The organism is Streptomyces sp. NPDC028368, assembly GCF_055565615.1.
The window spans coordinates 271,782-290,687 of record NZ_JBVHTY010000010.1; the positions used below are offsets into that span (position 1 = coordinate 271,782).

General features: G+C 72.5%; 16 protein-coding genes. 11 read left to right on the forward strand and 5 right to left on the reverse strand.

Annotated features, from left to right (window positions below; genetic code table 11):
* Positions 1-85 precede the first annotated feature (85 nt).
* Positions 86-1,246, reverse strand: coding sequence for an ABC transporter ATP-binding protein (locus ACZ4S3_RS24185; protein ID WP_467937458.1), 1,161 nt, complete (start codon positions 1,244-1,246; stop codon positions 86-88).
* Between the two features lie 224 nt (positions 1,247-1,470).
* On the opposite strand from ACZ4S3_RS24185, the gene ACZ4S3_RS24190 reads away from it, so the two are divergent.
* The 5 genes from ACZ4S3_RS24190 (at position 1,471) to ACZ4S3_RS24210 (ending at position 6,447) form a co-directional block, all read left to right on the forward strand.
* Positions 1,471-2,196: an ABC transporter permease gene (locus ACZ4S3_RS24190; RefSeq protein ID WP_467937592.1), complete on the forward strand. Its 726-nt coding sequence runs from the start codon at positions 1,471-1,473 to the stop codon at positions 2,194-2,196.
* A gap of 3 nt (positions 2,197-2,199) precedes the next feature.
* Positions 2,200-2,889: an ABC transporter permease gene (locus ACZ4S3_RS24195; protein ID WP_467937460.1), complete on the forward strand. Its 690-nt coding sequence runs from the start codon at positions 2,200-2,202 to the stop codon at positions 2,887-2,889.
* Positions 2,890-3,155: 266 nt separating this feature from the next.
* Positions 3,156-4,121 carry an ABC transporter substrate-binding protein gene (locus tag ACZ4S3_RS24200; protein WP_467937462.1) on the forward strand — a complete coding sequence of 322 codons (966 nt, stop codon included), beginning with the start codon at positions 3,156-3,158 and terminating at the stop codon, positions 4,119-4,121.
* A 64-nt stretch (positions 4,122-4,185) separates the two neighbouring features.
* Positions 4,186-5,370 (forward strand): hypothetical protein, encoded by a 1,185-nt coding sequence (locus ACZ4S3_RS24205; protein ID WP_467937464.1) that lies wholly within the window; start codon positions 4,186-4,188, stop codon positions 5,368-5,370.
* Between the two features lie 189 nt (positions 5,371-5,559).
* On the forward strand, positions 5,560-6,447 hold the full coding sequence (locus ACZ4S3_RS24210; RefSeq protein WP_467937466.1) for a D-alanyl-D-alanine carboxypeptidase family protein: 888 nt from the start codon (positions 5,560-5,562) through the stop codon (positions 6,445-6,447).
* Between the two features lie 181 nt (positions 6,448-6,628).
* Here ACZ4S3_RS24210 and ACZ4S3_RS24215 read toward each other — a convergent pair whose 3' ends face one another.
* Together ACZ4S3_RS24215 and ACZ4S3_RS24220 are read right to left on the reverse strand one after the other, a co-directional pair.
* Entirely contained in the window at positions 6,629-7,771 is a 1,143-nt protein-coding gene (locus ACZ4S3_RS24215) for an NADH-quinone oxidoreductase subunit D (protein ID WP_467937468.1), read from the reverse strand.
* 211 nt (positions 7,772-7,982) lie between these two features.
* Positions 7,983-8,996 carry an SAM-dependent methyltransferase gene (locus ACZ4S3_RS24220; protein WP_467937470.1) on the reverse strand — a complete coding sequence of 338 codons (1,014 nt, stop codon included), beginning with the start codon at positions 8,994-8,996 and terminating at the stop codon, positions 7,983-7,985.
* A gap of 197 nt (positions 8,997-9,193) precedes the next feature.
* On the opposite strand from ACZ4S3_RS24220, the gene ACZ4S3_RS24225 reads away from it, so the two are divergent.
* The gene (locus ACZ4S3_RS24225) at positions 9,194-10,393 is read left to right on the forward strand and encodes a sensor histidine kinase (protein ID WP_467937472.1); all 1,200 of its coding nucleotides are present in this window, start codon (positions 9,194-9,196) and stop codon (positions 10,391-10,393) included.
* Between the two features lie 271 nt (positions 10,394-10,664).
* Entirely contained in the window at positions 10,665-11,351 is a 687-nt protein-coding gene (locus ACZ4S3_RS24230) for a response regulator (RefSeq protein ID WP_467937474.1), read from the forward strand.
* A gap of 256 nt (positions 11,352-11,607) precedes the next feature.
* On the opposite strand, the gene ACZ4S3_RS24235 is transcribed toward ACZ4S3_RS24230, so the two are convergent.
* Complete coding sequence (locus ACZ4S3_RS24235) at positions 11,608-12,708, reverse strand: DUF5937 family protein (protein ID WP_467937476.1); 1,101 nt, start codon at positions 12,706-12,708, stop codon at positions 11,608-11,610.
* A gap of 100 nt (positions 12,709-12,808) precedes the next feature.
* Here ACZ4S3_RS24235 and ACZ4S3_RS24240 point away from each other — a divergent pair, with 100 nt between their 5' ends.
* A complete protein-coding gene (locus ACZ4S3_RS24240) occupies positions 12,809-13,207 on the forward strand; it encodes a hypothetical protein (protein ID WP_467937478.1) in 399 nt (132 codons plus the stop codon).
* A 93-nt stretch (positions 13,208-13,300) separates the two neighbouring features.
* Here ACZ4S3_RS24240 and ACZ4S3_RS24245 read toward each other — a convergent pair whose 3' ends face one another.
* On the reverse strand, positions 13,301-14,488 hold the full coding sequence (locus ACZ4S3_RS24245) for a threonine aldolase family protein (RefSeq protein ID WP_467937594.1): 1,188 nt from the start codon (positions 14,486-14,488) through the stop codon (positions 13,301-13,303).
* 301 nt (positions 14,489-14,789) lie between these two features.
* Between ACZ4S3_RS24245 and ACZ4S3_RS24250 the strand changes: the two genes are divergently transcribed.
* Genes ACZ4S3_RS24250 through ACZ4S3_RS24260 form a run of 3 tightly spaced genes read left to right on the forward strand, consistent with a single transcriptional unit; the run spans position 14,790 to position 18,834 of the window.
* A complete protein-coding gene (locus ACZ4S3_RS24250) occupies positions 14,790-15,905 on the forward strand; it encodes a Rossmann-like and DUF2520 domain-containing protein (protein WP_467937480.1) in 1,116 nt (371 codons plus the stop codon).
* Positions 15,902-17,029: a pantoate--beta-alanine ligase gene (panC, locus tag ACZ4S3_RS24255; protein ID WP_467937482.1), complete on the forward strand. Its 1,128-nt coding sequence runs from the start codon at positions 15,902-15,904 to the stop codon at positions 17,027-17,029. The genes ACZ4S3_RS24250 and panC overlap by 4 nt, the downstream gene beginning before the upstream one ends.
* Entirely contained in the window at positions 17,026-18,834 is a 1,809-nt protein-coding gene (locus tag ACZ4S3_RS24260; protein WP_467937484.1) for an L-aspartate oxidase, read from the forward strand. Before panC ends, ACZ4S3_RS24260 begins: the two co-directional genes overlap by 4 nt.
* The last annotated feature ends 72 nt before the right edge of the window (positions 18,835-18,906 follow it).

Genomic DNA, 18,906 nt, shown 5'->3' on the forward strand with positions numbered 1-18,906 from the left:
CCTGATGCAGGACCTGGAGTGGGACGTTTTACGGGGCCCATGGGGCTACGGGCCTACGGGGGGCTACGGGGCTACGGGCCCGCGGTCAGGCCTCGGGGACCGTATCGAGGGTGACCTTGCCGCGCGGGAGGTTCGCGGCGTCCGCGGTGGTGGAGCGGCGCAGCGCCGCGTGCAGCCGGGCGGGGGTGAGGACACCGGCGAAGCGGTCGCCGTCCTGGACGGCGATCCAGCCGGCGTCATGCTGCAGCATCGCGCTGAGGGCCTGCCGCAACGGGGCGCCGAGCGGCAGCCGGGTGTCCATCCGGCGGGTGTGATCGCGGACCGTTGAACCTCCGGCTCCCTTCAGCGCCGCCGCCGGGACCCAGCCGTACGGGGACTCGTCGGCATCCAGGACGACGGCCCAGGGGGCGCCCTCGGCGGAGAGCCGGCCGACGGCGCGGTCCACCGGGTCGTCGAGGTGCACGACCGGGGGCTGATCGAGGTCGCCGGACTCCACGGGGGTGACGGAGAGCCGCTTCAGGCCGCGGTCCGCGCCGACGAAGGCCGCGGTGTACTCGGTCGCCGGGGCGCCCAGGACCGTCGCGGGGGTGTCGAACTGCTCGATGCGCCCGGCCCCGTAGACGGCGATGCGGTCGCCGAGCCGGACCGCCTCCTCGATGTCGTGGGTGACGAAGAGGACCGTCTTGTGGAGCGTGGACTGCAGCCGCAGGAACTCGTTCTGGAGGTGCTCGCGGACCACCGGGTCGACCGCGCCGAAGGGCTCGTCCATCAGGAGGACGGGCGGGTCGGCGGCCAGCGCGCGGGCCACCCCGACACGCTGGCGCTGGCCGCCGGAGAGCTGGTCGGGGTAGCGGTCGCCGTACGTCGACGGGTCCAGGCCCACCAGATCGAGGAGTTCGGCGGCGCGGGCGCGGGCCTTCTTGCGGGGCCGGCCCAGCAGGTGCGGGACGGTGGCGGTGTTGTCCAGGATGGTCTTGTGGGGGAAGAGGCCGACCTGTTGGATGACGTAGCCGATGCGGCGGCGCAGGGCGACGGGGTCGGCGGCGGATATGTCCTCACCGTCGAGCAGGATGCGGCCGCTGGTGGGCTCGATCAGCCGGTTCACCATCTTCATCGTCGTCGTCTTGCCGCAGCCCGACGGTCCGACGAGCGTGACGAGTTCGCCCTTGGCGACCTCGAAGGAGAGGTCGTCGACGGCGGTGGTGCCGTTTGGATAGCTCTTGGTGACGTGCTCGAAGCGGATCATGCTTCCCCCAGGTGTGGACGACCCCATTGTGAAGGTGTGGTCGTGAACGCGGTGTTGCGGATGAATGGCGATGCGGGCGGTGAACGGCAGGGCCGGTCCGATTGTCAGTGGCGGGGGTTAGGGTCGCAGACAGTGACCGTAATCAGCAGCGGCCGGGGCGGGGGAGGCGACGACGGGTGAGCGGAGCGGCTGGTTTTGCCGAGATGCACGGGGCCACGACGACCATGTCGTCCGGTGAGAGCTGTCTGACGGCGAACGACTGGATCTGCGGCGAGTATGTCCGCACCCGCAGCCAGGAATTGGTGGACGCGACGGTCCAGCACATCGGCATCACGGCCGTGTCCGTGCTCATCGGGCTGCTGATCGCCTTTCCGCTGGCACTGATTGCCCGGCGCTCCCGGGGCGCGGCCGGCCCGGTCCTGGGGCTGACGACGGTGCTGTACACCGTGCCGTCGCTGGCGATGTTCGCGCTGCTGACGCCGGTCTTCGGGGTCTCGGCCGCGGTGGTGGTCACCGGCCTGGTGCTGTATTCGCTGACGATCCTGGTGCGCAACATCCTCGCGGGCCTGCAGGCGGTGCCCGCCGAGGTGCGGGAGGCCGCCCGGGGGATGGGGTACGGCTCCGCGCGGCTGCTGTTCGAGGTGGAACTCCCGCTCGCGCTGCCCGCGTTGGTGGCCGGGCTCCGTATCGCCACGGTCTCCACGGTGGCGATGACCACGATTGGCTCCGTGGTCGGCTACGGCGGCCTGGGGAACCTCATAGCCAGCGGCATGGAGGGCTTCTTCAAGGCCGAGGTGCTGACGGCGTCGGTGCTGTGTGTGCTCCTGGCGCTGGTGGCCGACGGGTTGCTGATGGGGCTCCAGCGGCTGCTGACGCCCTGGACGCGGGCGCAGCGGCGGGCGAGGGCCGGGGCGCGGCGCGGGGCGCGCCTTGTGAAGACGGAGGGCTGAGCGATGGGGGCGGTAGCGGGCGCGTGGCAGTGGCTGACGACGGGCGCCAACTGGGCCGGGGAGAAGGGGGTGTGGCACCGGCTGGGCGAGCATGTGTGGCTCAGCGGGCTGTGCCTGGTCATCGCCTGCCTGATAGCTCTGCCGGTGGCGCTGTGGCTGGGGCATCTGGGCAAGGGTGGGGCGCTGGCGGTCAATGTCTCCAATGTGGGGCGGGCGGTGCCGACGTATGCGGTCCTGGTGCTGCTGACGCTCAGTCCGCTGGGCACGCAGGGGGACTGGCCCACCGTCATCGCGCTGGTGCTGTTCGCGGTGCCGCCGCTGCTGACCAACGCCTATCTCGGGATGCGCGAGGCGGACCGCGATGTGGTCGAGGCGGCTCGCGGGATGGGCATGTCGGGACCGCAGCTCCTGCTGCGGGTCGAGATACCGCTCGCCTATCCGCTGATCATGACGGGCATACGGTCGGCCGCGGTGCAGGTGGTGGCGACCGCGACGCTGGCCGCGCTGGCGGGCGGCGGTGGCCTGGGCCGGATCATCACGGCGGGCTTCGGCAACTACGACACCGCGCAGGTGGTGGCCGGCGCGCTGCTGGTGGCCGTACTGGCGCTGGTCGTTGAGGGGGTGCTCGTCCTGGCGGACCGGGGTTTCGACCCGATGCGGGGGAGGGGCCGGGTGACGATGCGGTCGCGGTAAGGAAACTCACCTGACGCCGGGCCCCGGCTTTGCCATGCTGCCGCCGTACGGTCCGGCCCGGCCTGACACGCCAGGCCCGAGCCGAGCCGTCCCGACGCCACTCAACCGACCGACGCCACTCAACCGATCTTCACCACTCACCCGACCCCACCGACCAGCTGACTTGCACCACTCACCTGACCCCCACCGAGTACCCGACCCCCACCGGTCACCCGACCCACCCCACGTCACCCGATCTCATCCGAACGGACCGAATGGTGAATTCCATGAGCAGCAAGTCGCGCGGGGCGCGCACCGCGCTTGTCGCGGGGACAGTGATCGCGCTGACGGCCGGACTGGCCGCGTGCCAGGGCCAGAGCCTGGAGGACAAGGGCGGTAAGAAGAACGGCGGCGGGAAGGGCGAGATCGTCGTCGGCTCGGCCGGTTTCACCGAGTCGAAGGTGCTCGCCGAGATCTATTCCAAGATCCTTAATGACGCCGGATACCAAGCGCGGGTCCAGACGCTGTCCAATCGCGAGCTGTATGAACCGGCCCTGGAGAAGGGCCAGATCGATGTCGTTCCGGAATACGCCTCCACACTTGCCGAATTCCTCAACGCCAAGAAGAACGGCGCCAAGGCGAAGCCGGTGGCCTCCAGCGACATCGACAAGACCGTGGCGGCGCTCAAGAAGCTCGCCGCCCCGCACGGTCTCAAGGTGCTGGCGGCGGGCCGGGCCACCGACCAGAACGCCTTCGCGGTCACCAAGGAATTCGCCGCCGAGCACAAGCTGAAGACGCTCTCCGATCTCGGCCGGTCGAAGCAGAAGATCAAACTCGCGTCGGGCGAGGAGTGCGAGACCCGGGTGTTCTGCAAGCCGGGTCTGGAGAAGACGTACGGCATCGACATCACCGGCCTCGACCCCAAGGGCGTCGGGACCCCGCAGGCCAAGCAGGCGGTCAAGGACGGCACCGACCAACTCGTGCTGACCACGACCACGGACGCCACGCTCGGCAACTTCGGCCTGGTGCTTCTGCAGGACGACAAGAAGCTGCAGAACGCCGACAATGTGCTGCCGGTGGTGAATGCCAAGAGCGCCGGCGACAAGGAGATCGAGGCGGCGCTCGGCAAGCTCACGAGTACGCTCACCACCCAGGACTTGATCAACTTGAACCGCAAGGTTGATGCCGAGCGGCTCAAGCCGGCGGATGTGGCGCAGACATATTTGGAGTCCAAGGGGCTGCTGAAGAAGTAACCAGCAAGAAACGGATTCGCGGGCGTGGCCCCATAGGTCCCGCACGCACGGTAAGTTTCTGGCCATGCCACGAGGACGCCACCGCCATTCACCACCCCTCCACCGGCTGCTTCCTCCGTCAACGGTCGCCGGCGCGTCGATTGCGTGCGCCGCCGGCGTGTGGTTTGTCGGCGACGATCTGGTCCAGCGGGTACTCGCCGCGGGCGCGGCGGCCGCCGCAATCGGCGGCGCGGTCCTTCTGCGGACCTGGGACCGTAAGGCCGGCAAACGCGTCGCCGAACTCACCCGCGCCAGAGTGCGCGACGAGTGGCGGACCGAGGAGCGGATAGCCGAGCTCGAAACGGATGTCGAGGAGTCCCGCGAGATCCGTACCGCGCTGGACACCAAATTGCGCGCCAAGCGCGCCGAATTGGCCCGGCTGCGCAGCGAGCACGCCGAACTGCTTCGCCGTTACGCCACCGCGGAGACCGAGCGGGCCAGTGCCCTGGAGGGGCGCCGGCTGCTCGCCATCGAGGCCGCGGCGCCGGCGAGAGCGCTGCCGGCGGTCGCCGGGCGTCGCCCGGCCGGTGCCGCTCCCTCTGCGGCTCCCTCGACGGCCCCCGCTCCCGCCGTGGTCCCCGCCCCCGCCGCGTATGTGCAGGCGGACCGGGCGCTGCGGCGGCTGGCCCGTAACGCGGCACGGCAGCGGGACGGCGAGCGCGGCGGAGTGCGCGAGGACGGCCGGCACGGGAGCGGTCGGCACGGGGAAAGTCGGCACGGGGACGGTGAGAAGGGCCGGGGGAAGTCCGGGGCGGTTGTCGCACCCGCGCTCCGGCGGGTTCCGGCCGCCGCCGCTGCCGTGGCACCGCACCGCCCCGTCGCGTCCCGCGCCCTGGGCGGCTTCGACTTCTTCGGCACCGCGATCCCCGTACCGGCCAGGCAGCTGACCGCGCCTTTGGAGGACGACCTGGCGGACGTCGTCGGCGACGAGGCGGTGGCCGAGCAGTCGGCGCGCGCCCGTACGCGGCCGGCGGGTCCGGTGGAGCCGGCGGAGGGTCGTAGGAAGGCTCTGACGGCCGACGGCGAGACGGGTGAGCGCGTGGCGGCCGGCGGCGAACCGGCCGACGGGCAAGCGGGTGACCGTACGGCACCCGGCAGCGCGGCGCCTGACGGTGCGACGACCGACGGCGTGGGCGCGGTCATCGACCTGACCGCGCACGACGAGACCGAGCAGCTCGACCTCGCCGAACTGCGCACCGCTATCTCGTAAGCCGCACGGAAACGGTGCCCGGCCCGCCCGGCCCGCCCGGCCCGCCTGGCCCGCGACCGCGCCGCCCCGAAGGCGACACCCGGCACAAAGTACGACACGAGTGATTGTCCTATTTCGCTGAGACCGTGCCGAGTGGGACGATTCGCTCCCCTCGTCAACGGTGTGCGGAAGCTCAGGGACGGAGCCTCGATGAAACGGTGTGGGGGCAGCGCGGTCCGGCGCAGGGCGGTGGGCGTTGCGCTGACCGCGGCCACGGTGTCGCTCGCCGTCGTCCTTCCGGCGGCCCCGGCCCGGGCGGCGAGCGGCCCTCCCGGGATCACGGCGAAGGGTGCCTACCTCCTGGACAGCGGGGCCAACCGTGCGCTGTGGGCAAGGGCCGCGAACACCAGGCGGGAGATGGCCAGCACCACCAAGGTCATGACGGCCGTGGTGGTCCTCGAGACCCGCGGGGTGAACCTGAACAAGAAGGTCACCGTCAAGAAGGCCTACCGCGACTACGTCGCCCGCTACGGCGCGAGCAGCGCCGACCTGCGCACCGGCGACAAGCTGACCGTACGTCAGCTGTTGTACGGGCTGATGCTGCCGTCCGGCTGCGACGCCGGATATGCGCTCGCCGACACCTTCGGCACGGGCCGGACGATGGCCCGGCGTACCCAGTCCTTCATCGCCAGGATGAACGCGCGGGCCAGGTCACTGGGGCTGAGCCGCACCCACTACGACTCGTTCGACGGCATTTCGCACGGCCGCAACTACACCACGCCCCGCGACCTGGTCCGGCTCGCCCGGCACGCGCTGCGCGGCCGCACCTTCGCCACGATCGTGAAGACGGCCCGCACCAGGCAGCGGGCGGCCAACGTCCACCGCACCTACACCTGGTACAACACCAACCAGTTGCTGGGTTCCTACCGGGGCGCCCTCGGCATCAAGACCGGGACCGGCAGTCGGTCGGGCTACTGCCTGGTCTTCGCGGCCAAGCGGGGGAAGCGGACCCTCGTGGGTGCTCTCCTCGACGACGCCTACCGTTTCCGGGACGCGGCGAGGATGCTCGACCATGCCTTCGGGGCGAAGAGCCGGTAAGTCGTGTCGGGAGCTGGTGAGTTACGCCAAGGGTGGGAGGGCCTGCCCCGGAAAAGTTATCCACAGGGTGTGGGCGGGGTGTCGGGGCGTCGAGGCGTCAGGGTGCCGGGGTGCAGCGGCGACGACGGCGGGCGACGGCGGATCGCGGCCTGTGCGCGCCGCCGCCCGGGGGCTTATTGCCCTACTTGTCGATGTCCCCGACGACGAAGAACAGCGAGCCGAGAATGGCCACCATGTCCGAGACCAGCGTGCCCGGCAGCAGCTCCGTCAGAGCCTGGATGTTGTTGTACGACGCCGAGCGCAGCTTGAGGCGGTACGGCGTCTTCTCGCCCTTGGAGACGAGGTAGTAGCCGTTGATGCCGAGCGGGTTCTCGGTCCAGGCGTACGTCGCGCCCTCGGGGGCCTTCAGGACCTTGGGCAGCCGCTGGTTGATCGGGCCGGGCGGCAGCTCCGCGAGGCGGTCCAGGCAGGCATCGGCGAGATCGAGGGAGTTGTAGCTCTGCTCGAGCAGGCACTCGAAGCGGGCCAGGCAGTCGCCCTCCTGGCGGGTGACGACCTTGAGGGTTGAGCCGAGGTCCCCGTAGGCGAGGTACGGCTCGTCGCGCCGCAGGTCGAAGTCGACACCGGAGGCGCGGGCGATCGGTCCGGAGACGCCGTACGCGTGCACCGTCTCGGGGGCGAGTACGCCGATCCCGCGGGTCCGGCCGCGGAAGATCTCGTTGCCCACGACCAGGTTGTCGAAGACGTCCATGCGGGAGCGGACATCGGCGACGGCATGCCGGGCGCGGCCGAGCCAGCCGGCCGGCAGGTCCTCCTTGAGGCCGCCGACGCGGTTGAACATGTAGTGCATCCGGCCGCCGGAGATCTCCTCCATGACGGTCTGGAGCTCCTCGCGCTCACGGAACGCGTGGAAGACGGGCGTGATGCCGCCCAGCTCCAGCGGGTACGAGCCGAGGAACATCAGGTGATTGAGGACGCGGTTCAGCTCGGCGAGGAGCGTACGGGTCCACACCGCACGCTCGGGGACCTCCATGCCGAGCATCCGCTCGACGGCCATCACCACGCCGAGCTCGTTGGAGAACGCCGACAGCCAGTCGTGGCGGTTGGCGAGCATGATGATCTGGCGGTAGTCGCGCGCCTCGAAGAGCTTTTCGGCGCCGCGGTGCATATAGCCGATCACCGGCTCGGCGTGCTGGATGCGCTCGCCGTCCAGCACGAGGCGCAGCCGCAGCACGCCGTGCGTGGAGGGGTGCTGCGGGCCGATGTTCAGCACCATGTCGGTGCTTTCCGCCGCGCCGCCGATGCCGACCGTCGTCTCCGTCATGGGGACAGTCTCGCAGCTGGCGGGGGAGGGGGGAGTGGTGGGCCGCATGGTGAGAGGCGCCCCAAGTCGAGAGCGGTGCTCCACTCCTTGAGCGGTGCTCCGCATGGTGAGCGTCGCCCCGCACGATGAGCGTCGCCCCGCACAACGAGCGTCGCCCCGCACAACGAGCGTCGATCCGTCCCGTGAACATCGACCCGCCCCATGAGCGCCGCTACCCCGCCAGCACCCCCGCGCAGGCCTCGCCCACCGGCTCCAGGAGCCAGCCGAAGGCGCCCAGGCCCCCCGGGTCGGTGAGTTCGGCGGCCGCGCCGGCCGTGCTGAGGGCCCGTACATACGCGGTGGGGTCGGTCGAGGCGAGGGCGAGCGGCGGGCGGCGGCCGTCCACGCCCAGGGCGTGCAGCGCCTCGCGCTGGGTCAGCCGCTCCGCCGACGGCCCCGCGCACGCGTCCAGCGCCACATGCGCCGTGATGTCACAGCTGCCGTCCGGCACGGGCCGCACCTCCCGCCCCTCCCGGAACCCGGTGAGCGTCCCGAAGGGCGGCCGGTCCGCCCGCTGATGCGCGTAGTCGGCGGCGACCGCGAGCCCGCCCCGCAGCGTACGGACGGCCCGCGCCCAGGCGGCGTCCCGCGGCCGGCCGATCTCCGCCCGGAGGCCGGGGGGCGCGTCCGGGTCCCCTGCCCCCGCCGGCACCCACCACCGCGCCAGCCACTCCGCGTCCGCCCCGTCCACCGGGTCACCCAGCCGCTCCGTGCCATCGGCGCGCACGAGAACCCGCCGGAGCACCCCGTCCGCGTCCGTCTCGGCGACATCGAGCGGCACATTGTCGAGCCATTCGTTCGCGAACAGCAGCCCGGTGAGCGAGCCCTCGGCGGGCAGCCCGGCGCGCCACTCGATGCGCGGATCGAGGCCCTCGGGGCGGCCGGCGAGCTCGACGGCGATGGGACGTACCCGCGCGCCCACCGCATCCGGCAGCGCACCCAGCACCCCCGTCAGCAGCTCGCCGCGGCCCGCCCCCACATCGACCAGCGCCAGCTCCGCCGGACGGCCCAGCGCGGCGTCGACGCGGCACACCAGGGTGGCGACGGCACCCGCGTACAGCGCGGAGACGTGCACGGAGGTGCGGAAGTGGCCGGCCGGGCCGGGACCCCCGGGGCGGGTGTAGAAGCCGTCCGGGCCATACAGCGCCCGCTCCGTCGCATCCCGCCAGCCCTGCCACTCGTTCATCACCCGCCCCACGTTACGGGCGAGCCGACGCACACCCCGGGCCCGGCTCCCGCCCCGGCGGACTGCCCGGCTGCCGGCCCGCCCGCAGGGCTGACGCGATGGCGCATACGGTCTCCACCTTGGGGAGTACGCCCAGCGCACAGGATCGCTCCTCCGGTTGACCCGTACACCTATCCCCTCTACCTACGCTGGGTTACGTGCAGCGCCTCTACGACTTTCTCCGCAGACACCCGACGGGAGTGGACAGCTTCTGGGCCGTCCTCCTGTTCGGGTTCACGTGCCTGTGGGTCGCGGCCGACGTCAGGGGCGTTCAGCTGATCCCCAGCATGATCTTCACCGTCGGGCTGTGCCTCGTCATCGCGCTGCGCCGTAAGGCACCCGTGAAGATGCTGCTGCTGACGGCCGCCATCGGCGTCGGCCAGCTGGTCTTCGGCGTCCAGGCCAACGTGGGCGACATCGCGATGTTCGTGATCACCTACACCGTCGCGTCCGGCACCACCCGCTGGGCCTCCCGCTGCGCCCTCGCCGGCGCACTCATCGGCCCCGCCCTCTCCGTGTGGCGCTTTTCGGACATGCCAACCGACCGGCCGGCGTGGGAGGGAGCGTTCTTCACCGCGCTGCTCACCGTCCCGTTCGTCCTCGCCTGGGTGCTCGGCGACTCCATCCGCACCCGCCGCGCCTACTGGGCGCAACTGGAGGAGAAGGCCGCCCGGCTGGAGAAGGAACGCGAGGCGCAGTCCAGGATCGCGGTCGCGGCCGAGCGCGCCCGGATCGCCCGCGAGCTGCACGACGTCGTCGCGCACAACGTGTCGGTGATGGTCGTGCAGGCGGACGGCGCCGCGTACGTCATGGATGCCGCGCCCGACCAGGCCCGGCAGGCACTGGAGACAATCTCCGGCACGGGCCGGCAGGCACTGGCCGAAATGCGCCGCCTGCTGGGCGTCCTCCGTACCGGCGAACAGCCCGAGGGCGGCGAATATGTACCGCAGCCCGGCGTCGATCAGCTCGCCGACCTCATAGACCAGGTACGGGGCGCCGGACTGCCCGTCGACTTCCGGGTGGAGGGCGAGCCACGCCCGCTGCCCAGCAGCGTCGAACTGACCGCGTACCGCATCGTCCAGGAAGCGCTCACCAACACCCGCAAGCACGGCGGGCCGGACGTCGGCGCCACCGTCCGCCTCGCCTACACGGACAGCGACCTCGATCTCCTCATCGAGGACGACGGGCGGGGCGCACAGCGCGAGCTCTACGAGGAGGGCGGGGCGGACGGCCTCGGCCACGGCATGATCGGGATGCGCGAACGGGTCGGCATGGTGGGCGGCAGCCTGGAAGCCGGGCCGAGGCCGGGAGGCGGGTTCCGGATCAGCGCCGTGCTGCCGTTGAAGCCGGAACGGTGAGGGACGGCGGCCGGCCTTGGGGGCGGTCGGTCGGCTTGGTGGCGGTGTCCCCCTCCCGTCCGCCGCTCTGGCCTCGATCGCCGCTCTCGCCTTAACCGGTTCTCCCGCGTCACGCCCTGCTCACGCACCACGAGCCCTGCCCGGCCCGCCCGTCTCTCCTGCTCCGCCCGTCTCTCCCGCTCCGCCCGTCTCTCCTGCTCCGCTCGGTTCGCTCCGTCCGCCCAGTCCGCCCCGTAACGTGTAGCCCCACAGCTGAAGGGATCTCCCCGCCATGACCATCCGTGTGATGCTCGTCGACGATCAGGCGCTGCTGCGCACCGGCTTCCGGATGGTGCTGGCCGCGCAACCCGACATGGAGGTCGTCGCGGAGGCGGGCGACGGGGTGCAGGCCCTGGAGGTGCTGCGCTCCACCCAGGTCGACGTGATCCTCATGGACGTACGCATGCCGCATCTGGACGGCGTCGAGGCCACCCGGCGGATCTGCGAGGGCGGGCAGAAGGAAGGCGCGCCGAAGGTCCTCATCCTGACCACCTTCGACCTCGATGAATACGCCTTCTCCGCGCTGAAGGCCGGGGCCAGCGGCTTCATGCTCAAGGACGTGCCGCCGAGCGAACTGCTCGCCGCGATCCGGGCGGTGGAGAGCGGCGACGCGGTCGTCGCGCCGTCCACCACCCGCCGCCTTCTCGACCGCTTCACGCCGATGCTGCCCGCCACCTCCGCCGCGCCGGCCCGCCCCGAGCTGGCACGGCTGACGGACCGTGAGCGGGAGGTGCTGCTGCTGGTCGCGCAGGGGCTGTCGAACGGTGAGATCGCGGCGAAGCTGGTGCTGTCGGAGGCCACGGTCAAGACGCATGTGGGCCGGATCCTCACGAAGCTGAGCCTGCGGGACCGGGTGCAGGCGGTGGTGCTCGCGTACGAGACGGGGCTGGTGCGGGCCGGGGGCGGGGCGGGGGCGTAGCCCGCACCGCAGGGGTTTGACGCGGACACATAACCGGAGCGGATTGCGCGGGCACTCGGTAAGGAAATTTTCCTAACAGAGAGAACCACGGCGACGCGGTCAGTCGCGGTGACGCTCTGGCGAAGACGTTCCCCCAGGACAACTGGAAGACGCTGGAAGACGTTCCTCCAGGACAACTAGGGGCGCGGCCGCGTCCTTACGCGAGTACGCGCCTACATGCGTACTCGCGCACCTGGGCACGCCCGTACGTACCGGCTCAGCGCAGCACCCCTTCAAGGAAGTCGCTGCCCAGCCGGGCCACCACCTGGAGGTCCAGCTGGTGCAGCACATACCGCCCACGGCGCCGCGTCTGAATCAGCCCCGCCTTCTTCAGCGTGGCGATATGCCGCGACACCTCCGGCGGGGTGATCCCGAACGCGGTCGCCAGCTCCCCCGTCGTATGCGGCCCCCGTGACAGCGTCCGGCACAGCTGCATCCGCATCGGATGGCCCAGGGCCTCCAGCCGCTGCTGTACGAGTTCCAGCGCGGCCGGTGCGGGCAACTCCGGGCCGGCGACCGGGTACTGGAGCACGGGACGCCAGCCCGGGGCGTGGCTGAACAGCAGATGCGGCCACCCGAATGACGTGGGGAGAAGGGTGATGCCGGGGTCGGCGGCGTTCGCGTACGCCGTCGTACGGCCCATGGCCAGCTTGTCCACCAGGATGCGGGTACCCGCCGAGGCCTCCTCCAGGGAGAGCGCCGCCGAGGTCGCGGTCAGCGTCTCGGCCAGGCCCTTACGGCGCAGCAGCTCGGTCTTGTGGCGGGCATCCGCGGCCAGTTGGATGCCCACCCGGCGCCAGATGTCCCCGAAGAACGCCTCCTCGCAGTCCTCGAAGAGGCGGCGCAGCCACACCCGCAGACCGTCGGGGTCGGTAAGCATCCGGTCCGTGAACGCCGCCTGCCGCGGCCCGCGCGCGGCGGCCATCTCCCGTACGCGGGCCCGCTCGCCCGCATCGACCAGGGGAGACGGCGTGACCTGGGTGTACATGGCCGAGCAGGTGATCTCGAACGCGGCGGCCACGAACCGCTCATCGTCGATCGTGTCCAGCTCGTCCAGCTCCTCGGCCAGCGTCGCCCCGGGGCGGGCCGGCAGCAGGATGTCGGAACGCGAGGACCGCCACAGGAAATCCGCCTCGCACAGCCGGTCGGCGAGGTCGGTTTTCAGTCCCGCGTTGGTCGCGGTGACCCAGCCGTGCAGCCCGGGGTGGTGCCCCGGCTCGGACAGCGCGTGCAGCGCGGCGCCCAGCTCCGCCAAGGGGGAGGGGGAGAAGATGATGCGCTCCGGCGGCAGCCCGGTGATGTCGATGACGTTGGCCATGCGCCCATCATGCGCGAGGTCGTGACCGGCGCGGCCGTCGATTGACGGCTCCCGTCAATCGACGCGCCAGGGGCCGGCCGGCCGCCGCACAGTGAGCGGCATGAACGCCAGCCAGCAGCACATGCTCGATGCCTACCGCGCCGCCCAGCGGGGCGAAGCCGCCCCTGTCGTACCGAGCGCCGGAACCGTCCGTATGGCCCGCGAGATCCACCAGTGGCGGCGGTTTCAGGCCGTCGTGACCGACCCGGCGGACCGCCGTTCGGCTCGGGCGGGGCGGGTGGGGCGGGCGGTTCGGGGGGTGCTGGGCCGCTTCGCGGCCCGTTGGTTCGCCTTGGGGGCCTCCCCCTCCCCCCGCCCCACCCACCCCGCCCCCACCCCCACTCACGCGACGGCCCCCACACCCACCCCAGCCCCCACCGCCGCTCGCCCAGCCCCCGCCGCCACCTGCCCCACGCCCGCCCGCCCCGCCACGACGGGCCGGACCGCTACGCCGTCGTAACCCGCCGCCATGGGTTCGCGCCCGCCCCTCACGCACCCCTCACGCACCCATCGCCCACCCCTCACCCGCCCCTCTCGCACCCCTCCCCACCCCTCACCCGCCAAGGGCCCCCACCCGCCCCACGAACTCCCCGACCGCCGCCCGTACGTCCTCGGCCGTCCACTCCACAGCCGAAGCCCCAACCGTCACCTCCGTCATCGACAGCCCAGGTGGCCCGGCGCCGTCCGGTTCGGACCACTGGCGGAACAACGTCGTGCGTGTCTCCTCCGCCTGGCGCGCGCCGGCTTCGTTCAGGGCCGCGGCGGGATGCGGCAGCCACACCTGGAACTGATGGGTGTGCGGCACCGCCGGATGGACCCTGAACCACGGCACACCTGCCTCGGCCAGGCCCTCGCCCAGGGCCCGTGCGACGACCTTCGCGTGCGCCACGTACTCCGGCAGCCGCGGCAGCTCGCGGTCCAGCCCGGCGAGGGCGGCCAGCGCGGCCGGCCACTGCTGGAACAGCTGGCCGCCGTAGCGGTGCCGCCAGGCGCGGGCCTCCTCGATGAAGTCCACCGTGCCCGCCAGAGCGGCGCCCGATATGCCGTCCAGTGACTTGTAGTACGAGACATAGACGCTGTCCGCGAGGGCGGCTATGGCCGGGAGCGACCGGCCGAAGTGCGGGCCGCACTCCCACAGTCGGGCGCCGTCGAAGTGGATCACCGCGTCGCGGTCGCGCGCGGCCGCGACGGTGGCCGCCAGATCCCCCCACTCCGGGAGGACGAAACCCGCCTCCCGCAATGGCAGTTCGAGAGCAAGGGCGCCGAACGGCTCCTGGAGGTCGTATATCTCCTCGGCGGTCGGCAGCCTTGATGCGCGCGTGGGATGCACCATGCGCAGCCCGCTGACCACCGCATACGCATCGCGTTCGTGCACCTCCAGGTGGGAGAGGGGGTGCCCGGCGACCGTTGTGCTGCCCGTGCGCCCCGCCCAGATGCGCAGCGCGACCTGCTGCGCCATCGTGCCGGTCGGGAAGAAGGCGGCGGCTTCGGTGCCCAGGGCCTCGGCGGTGCGGCGCTCCAGCTCACCCACGATGCCGTCGTCGTTGCCGTAGAGGTCCGTCCAGTTGTCCAGGTCGTACGCGGCGGGAGCGTCGGCCAGCAGGCGGTCCAGCCGCTCGCGGACCGTCTCCCCCGAGGGGCCGCCCGTCAGCACCCGCTCCGAGCCGTGCCACGCCGCGAGCAGCCGCGCCCGCTCGACGGATGGGGCACCGGGTCCCGCCCCCGTCGCACCGCTCCCCACGCCCCGCTCCCGCGCTTCCCGCTCCACGGCCTCCGCCTGCTCCACGGCCTCCACCTGCCCTTCCGTCCGTCCGTTCGCGCCGTCGCAGGGAGCATCGCGCAGGGCCGCGCAAGTGCGCGACCCCTGTGGATAAAGTTGTGGATAAGTCGCGGGGTGGTGTCGGAGCGGTGTCGGGGTGATGTGCGGAAGAGAGCCCCGTCTCACCTTCCGTACAACCCTCAAGGCCGCTGGAAACACTCGCGTAGCATGGCGAGGAATCGTCCGGTACCCCCCGCGGACTGGAACGGAAGGCCATCGCCACGTGAACGCAATTCCGCCCTCCCCCAAGTTCTCGGCTCCGCTCGAGCAGGGGGGACCCTCATCGTCCCAGGACCGCCCCGCCCGGCTCACCGTCGGAGTCGTCGGTGCAGGCCGTGTCGGGCCCGCCCTCGCCGCTTCGTTGCAGCTCGCAGGGCATCGCCCGGTCGCCGTATCGGGGGTCTCCGACGCCTCCGTACGCCGCGCCGCCGAGCTGCTCCCGGACGTCCCGCTGGTCACCCCGGCCGAGGTGCTCGCCCGAGCCGACCTCGTGCTGCTGACCGTCCCGGACGACGCCCTCGCCGACCTGGTGCGCGGACTCGCGGAGACCGGCGCCGTACGGCCCGGCCAGCTGCTGGTGCACACGTCGGGGCGCTACGGAACGGCCGTGCTCGACCCGGCCACCCGCGCCGGGGCGCTGCCGCTCGCGCTGCACCCCGCGATGACCTTCACCGGTACTCCGGTGGACGTCCAGCGGCTGGCCGGCTGCTCGTTCGGGGTGACCTCGCCCGAGGAGCTGCGGATGGCGGCCGAGGCGCTGGTCATCGAGATGGGCGGGGAGCCCGAGTGGATCGCGGAAGCCGCCCGTCCGCTCTACCACGCCGCGCTCGCCATCGGCGCGAATCACCTGGTCACCCTGGTCGCCCAGTCGATGGAGCTGCTGCGCGCCGCAGGTGTCGAGGCCCCGGACCGGATGCTGGGCCCGCTGCTCGGTGCCGCCCTGGACAATGCCCTGCGCTCCGGCGACGCCGCCCTGACCGGCCCGGTCGCGCGCGGGGACGCGGGCACGGTCGCCGCCCATGTCGCGGAGCTGCGCCGGCATGCGCCGCAGAGCGTCGCCGGGTATCTCGCGATGGCCCGTGCGACCGCGGACCGGGCGCTGGCACACGGCCTGCTCAAGCCGGAACTGGCCGAGGACCTGCTCGGAGTGCTCGCCGGGCCCGCCCCCGATCATCACGGCGACGCCCCCGGCCACCACAGCGACACCCCCGACGGTACGAACGGCCCCGGCACCACCGGGCAGGACCCCGGCACCACCGGCCACGACCCCGGCCCCGGCGGCCCCACCGACCAGGACCCCAATCCCCACGACGACGGCCCCGCCGGAGGCGACCGATGACCCCCTCGCCCCCGTCCTCGCCCCCGTCCATCCGCCTCGTCCGCACCGCCGCCGACCTGCGCGACCTGCCGCGCGGCACGGACGGGCCGCGCGCCGTCGTCATGACCATGGGCGCCCTGCACGAGGGGCACGCCACCCTGATCCGGGCCGCCCGCACGCGGGCCGGCGCGCAGGGGCAGGTCGTGGTCACCGTCTTCGTCAATCCGCTGCAGTTCGGTGCGGGCGAGGATCTGGACCGCTACCCCCGCACCCTGGACGCGGATGTGCGGCTGGCCGCCGAGGCGGGCGCGGATGTGGTGTTCGCGCCGTCCGCCGACGAGGTCTACCCCGGTGGCGAGCCGCAGATCCGCATCGCCGCCGGCCCCATGGGCACGCTCCTGGAAGGCGCCAGCCGCCCCGGCCACTTCGACGGTGTGCTCACCGTCGTCGCCAAGCTGCTGCACCTGACCGCGCCCGACCTCGCGTTCTACGGGGAGAAGGACGCCCAGCAGCTCGCGGTGATCACGCGGATGGCCGCCGATCTGAACTTCCCCGTCGAGATCGTGGGCGTGCCGACGGTCCGTGACGACGACGGCCTCGCCCGCTCCAGCCGTAACCGCTACCTCTCCCGCCCCGAACGCCGCACCGCCCTAGCCCTGTCCGCGGCGCTCTTCGGGGCCCGGGACCGGCTCGCGGCCGAGGAGGCGCTGCGCGCCCGCGCCGCCTGTGCCGGGCACCCCGTGCAGGACCGTGCCGCGGCGCTGGCCGCCCTCGGGGAGGACCGGGCCGCCGCCGACGCGCACGCCGTTGCCTACGCGGCCGCCGTACCGCCGCACGGTCCGTCCGTCGCGCGCGCCGCGGCCGGTGCGGTTCTGGCGGATGCGGCCCACCTCGACCCGCCGCTCGAACTGGACTACCTGGCGCTGGTCGATCCGTCCGACTTCACCGAGGTCCCGGACGCGTTCGAAGGCGAGGCGGTCCTTGCCGTCGCCGCCAAGGTCGGCACCACCCGCCTCATCGACAACATCCGCCTGGTGTTCGGCCCGACCGCCCCCACCGGGGCCGTCCCCGAGCCGCACCACGCCGCGACCCCACCCGTACACCCCGCCACCACTCCCCAAGGCCCCCTCGGAGCGCCCCGATGACCGCCACCGCCAACGGAACCGGCCCAGGCCACGCGATAGCCCCCGGCACCGCCAAGAGCCCCGGCATACGCCTGACGGCCCCCGCCCCCGGCTGGTCCATCGAGGCGGACGTCGTCGTGGTGGGCTCCGGGGTGGCCGGGCTGACCGCCGCGCTGCGCTGCGCCGCCGCCGGCCGCCGTACGGTCGTGGTCACCAAGGCCCGGCTCGACGACGGCTCCACCCGCTGGGCCCAGGGCGGCATCGCCGCGGCCCTCGGCGAGGGCGACACCCCCGAGCAGCACCTGGCCGACACCCTCGTCGCGGGCGCCGGACTGTGCGACGAGACGGCCGTACGGACGCTGGTCACCGAAGGGCCGGACGCCGTGCACCGGCTGATCGGGGCCGGCGCCCGCTTCGACACCGAGCCCGGCCGCGACGAGATCGCGCTCGCCCGCGAGGGCGGCCACCACCGCCGCCGGATCGCGCACGCCGGCGGCGACGCCACCGGCGCCGAAATCTCCCGCGCCCTGGTCGAGGCGGTCCGCGCCGCCGGGCTGCGCACCATCGAGAACGCGCTGGTCCTCGACCTGCTCACCGATGCCGAGGGCCATACGTCCGGCGTCACCCTGCATGTGATGGGCGAGGGGCAGCACGACGGTGTGGGCGCCGTGCACGCACCGGCGGTGGTTCTGGCCACCGGGGGCATGGGGCAGGTCTTCTCCGCGACCACCAACCCGGCCGTCTCCACCGGTGACGGCGTGGCGCTGGCCCTGCGTGCCGGGGCCGAGGTGTCCGACCTCGAATTCGTCCAATTCCACCCCACCGTCCTGTATTTGGGGCCGGACGCGGAGGGCCAGCAGCCGCTGATCTCCGAGGCGGTACGGGGCGAGGGCGCCCACCTTGTCGACGCCGACGGCATCCGCTTCATGGTCGGGCAGCACGAACTCGCCGAGCTGGCTCCGCGCGACATCGTCGCCAAGGCGATCATGCGGCGGGCGCAGGAACAGGGCGCCGAGCACATGTATTTGGACGCCCGGCACTTCGGTGCCGAGATGTGGGAACGCCGCTTCCCCACCATCCTCGCGGCCTGCCGCGCCCACGGCATCGACCCGGTCACCGAGCCGATCCCGGTCGCCCCGGCCGCCCACTACGCCTCCGGCGGCGTACGCACCGACCTGCACGGGCGCACCACCGTCCGCGGCCTCTACGCCTGCGGCGAGGTCGCCTGCACCGGCGTCCACGGCGCCAACCGCCTCGCCTCCAACTCCCTCCTGGAGGGCCTGGTGTTCGCGGAGCGCATCGCCGAGGACATCGCGGAAAACACGGCCGAAAGCACCGCCGGAGGCGCCCCCGAGAACACGGCCGTGGCGGCCCCGCTTCCCCTCCTGGCCCCCGAAGCCCGCTTCGCCGTGCAGCGGATCATGACGGCCGGCGCGGGCGTGCTGCGCAGCGCCGACAGCCTCGCCCACGCCGCGGCCGAACTGGGCCGCATCCACCGCGAGGCAACCGAAGCTGCCGAGGCCGCCGAAGCTGCCGAAGCCGCGGAAGCCGCCGAGGCGGGCGCGGCCCCCGCAGCCTCCAAAGCCCCCGAGCCCGGCGTGGAGGCATGGGAGGCCACCAACCTGCTCTGCGTCGCCCGGGTGCTGGTCGCCGCCGCGCAGCGCCGGGCGGAAACCCGCGGCTGCCATTGGCGCGAGGACCACCCCGACCGGGACGATGCCTCCTGGCGCCGTCACTTCCGCATCACGCTCGACGCGGACCGCGCGTTGAGCGTCCGTACGACGGACACGGCCGACTTCCCGCCGACCGCCGGTGTCACCCCGTGAACCACAGACCGTCCCCGTAGTCCTCAGACGGTTCCCGTCCCCTCCCCACCCCTTTCCCGATACGGAGCCACC

Excerpts from the sequence above, each read along its gene's own strand:
- ACZ4S3_RS24185 (WP_467937458.1), bottom strand. The coding sequence starts at position 1,246 with ATGATCCGCTTCGAGCACGTCACCAAGAGCTATCCAAACGGCACCACC.
- ACZ4S3_RS24190 (WP_467937592.1), top strand. The coding sequence starts at position 1,471 with ATGTCGTCCGGTGAGAGCTGTCTGACGGCGAACGACTGGATCTGCGGC.
- ACZ4S3_RS24195 (WP_467937460.1), top strand. The coding sequence starts at position 2,200 with ATGGGGGCGGTAGCGGGCGCGTGGCAGTGGCTGACGACGGGCGCCAAC.
- ACZ4S3_RS24200 (WP_467937462.1), top strand. The coding sequence starts at position 3,156 with ATGAGCAGCAAGTCGCGCGGGGCGCGCACCGCGCTTGTCGCGGGGACA.
- ACZ4S3_RS24205 (WP_467937464.1), top strand. The coding sequence starts at position 4,186 with ATGCCACGAGGACGCCACCGCCATTCACCACCCCTCCACCGGCTGCTT.
- ACZ4S3_RS24210 (WP_467937466.1), top strand. The coding sequence starts at position 5,560 with ATGAAACGGTGTGGGGGCAGCGCGGTCCGGCGCAGGGCGGTGGGCGTT.
- ACZ4S3_RS24215 (WP_467937468.1), bottom strand. The coding sequence starts at position 7,771 with ATGACGGAGACGACGGTCGGCATCGGCGGCGCGGCGGAAAGCACCGAC.
- ACZ4S3_RS24220 (WP_467937470.1), bottom strand. The coding sequence starts at position 8,996 with ATGAACGAGTGGCAGGGCTGGCGGGATGCGACGGAGCGGGCGCTGTAT.
- ACZ4S3_RS24230 (WP_467937474.1), top strand. The coding sequence starts at position 10,665 with ATGACCATCCGTGTGATGCTCGTCGACGATCAGGCGCTGCTGCGCACC.
- ACZ4S3_RS24235 (WP_467937476.1), bottom strand. The coding sequence starts at position 12,708 with ATGGCCAACGTCATCGACATCACCGGGCTGCCGCCGGAGCGCATCATC.
- ACZ4S3_RS24240 (WP_467937478.1), top strand. The coding sequence starts at position 12,809 with ATGAACGCCAGCCAGCAGCACATGCTCGATGCCTACCGCGCCGCCCAG.
- panC (WP_467937482.1), top strand. The coding sequence starts at position 15,902 with ATGACCCCCTCGCCCCCGTCCTCGCCCCCGTCCATCCGCCTCGTCCGC.
- ACZ4S3_RS24260 (WP_467937484.1), top strand. The coding sequence starts at position 17,026 with ATGACCGCCACCGCCAACGGAACCGGCCCAGGCCACGCGATAGCCCCC.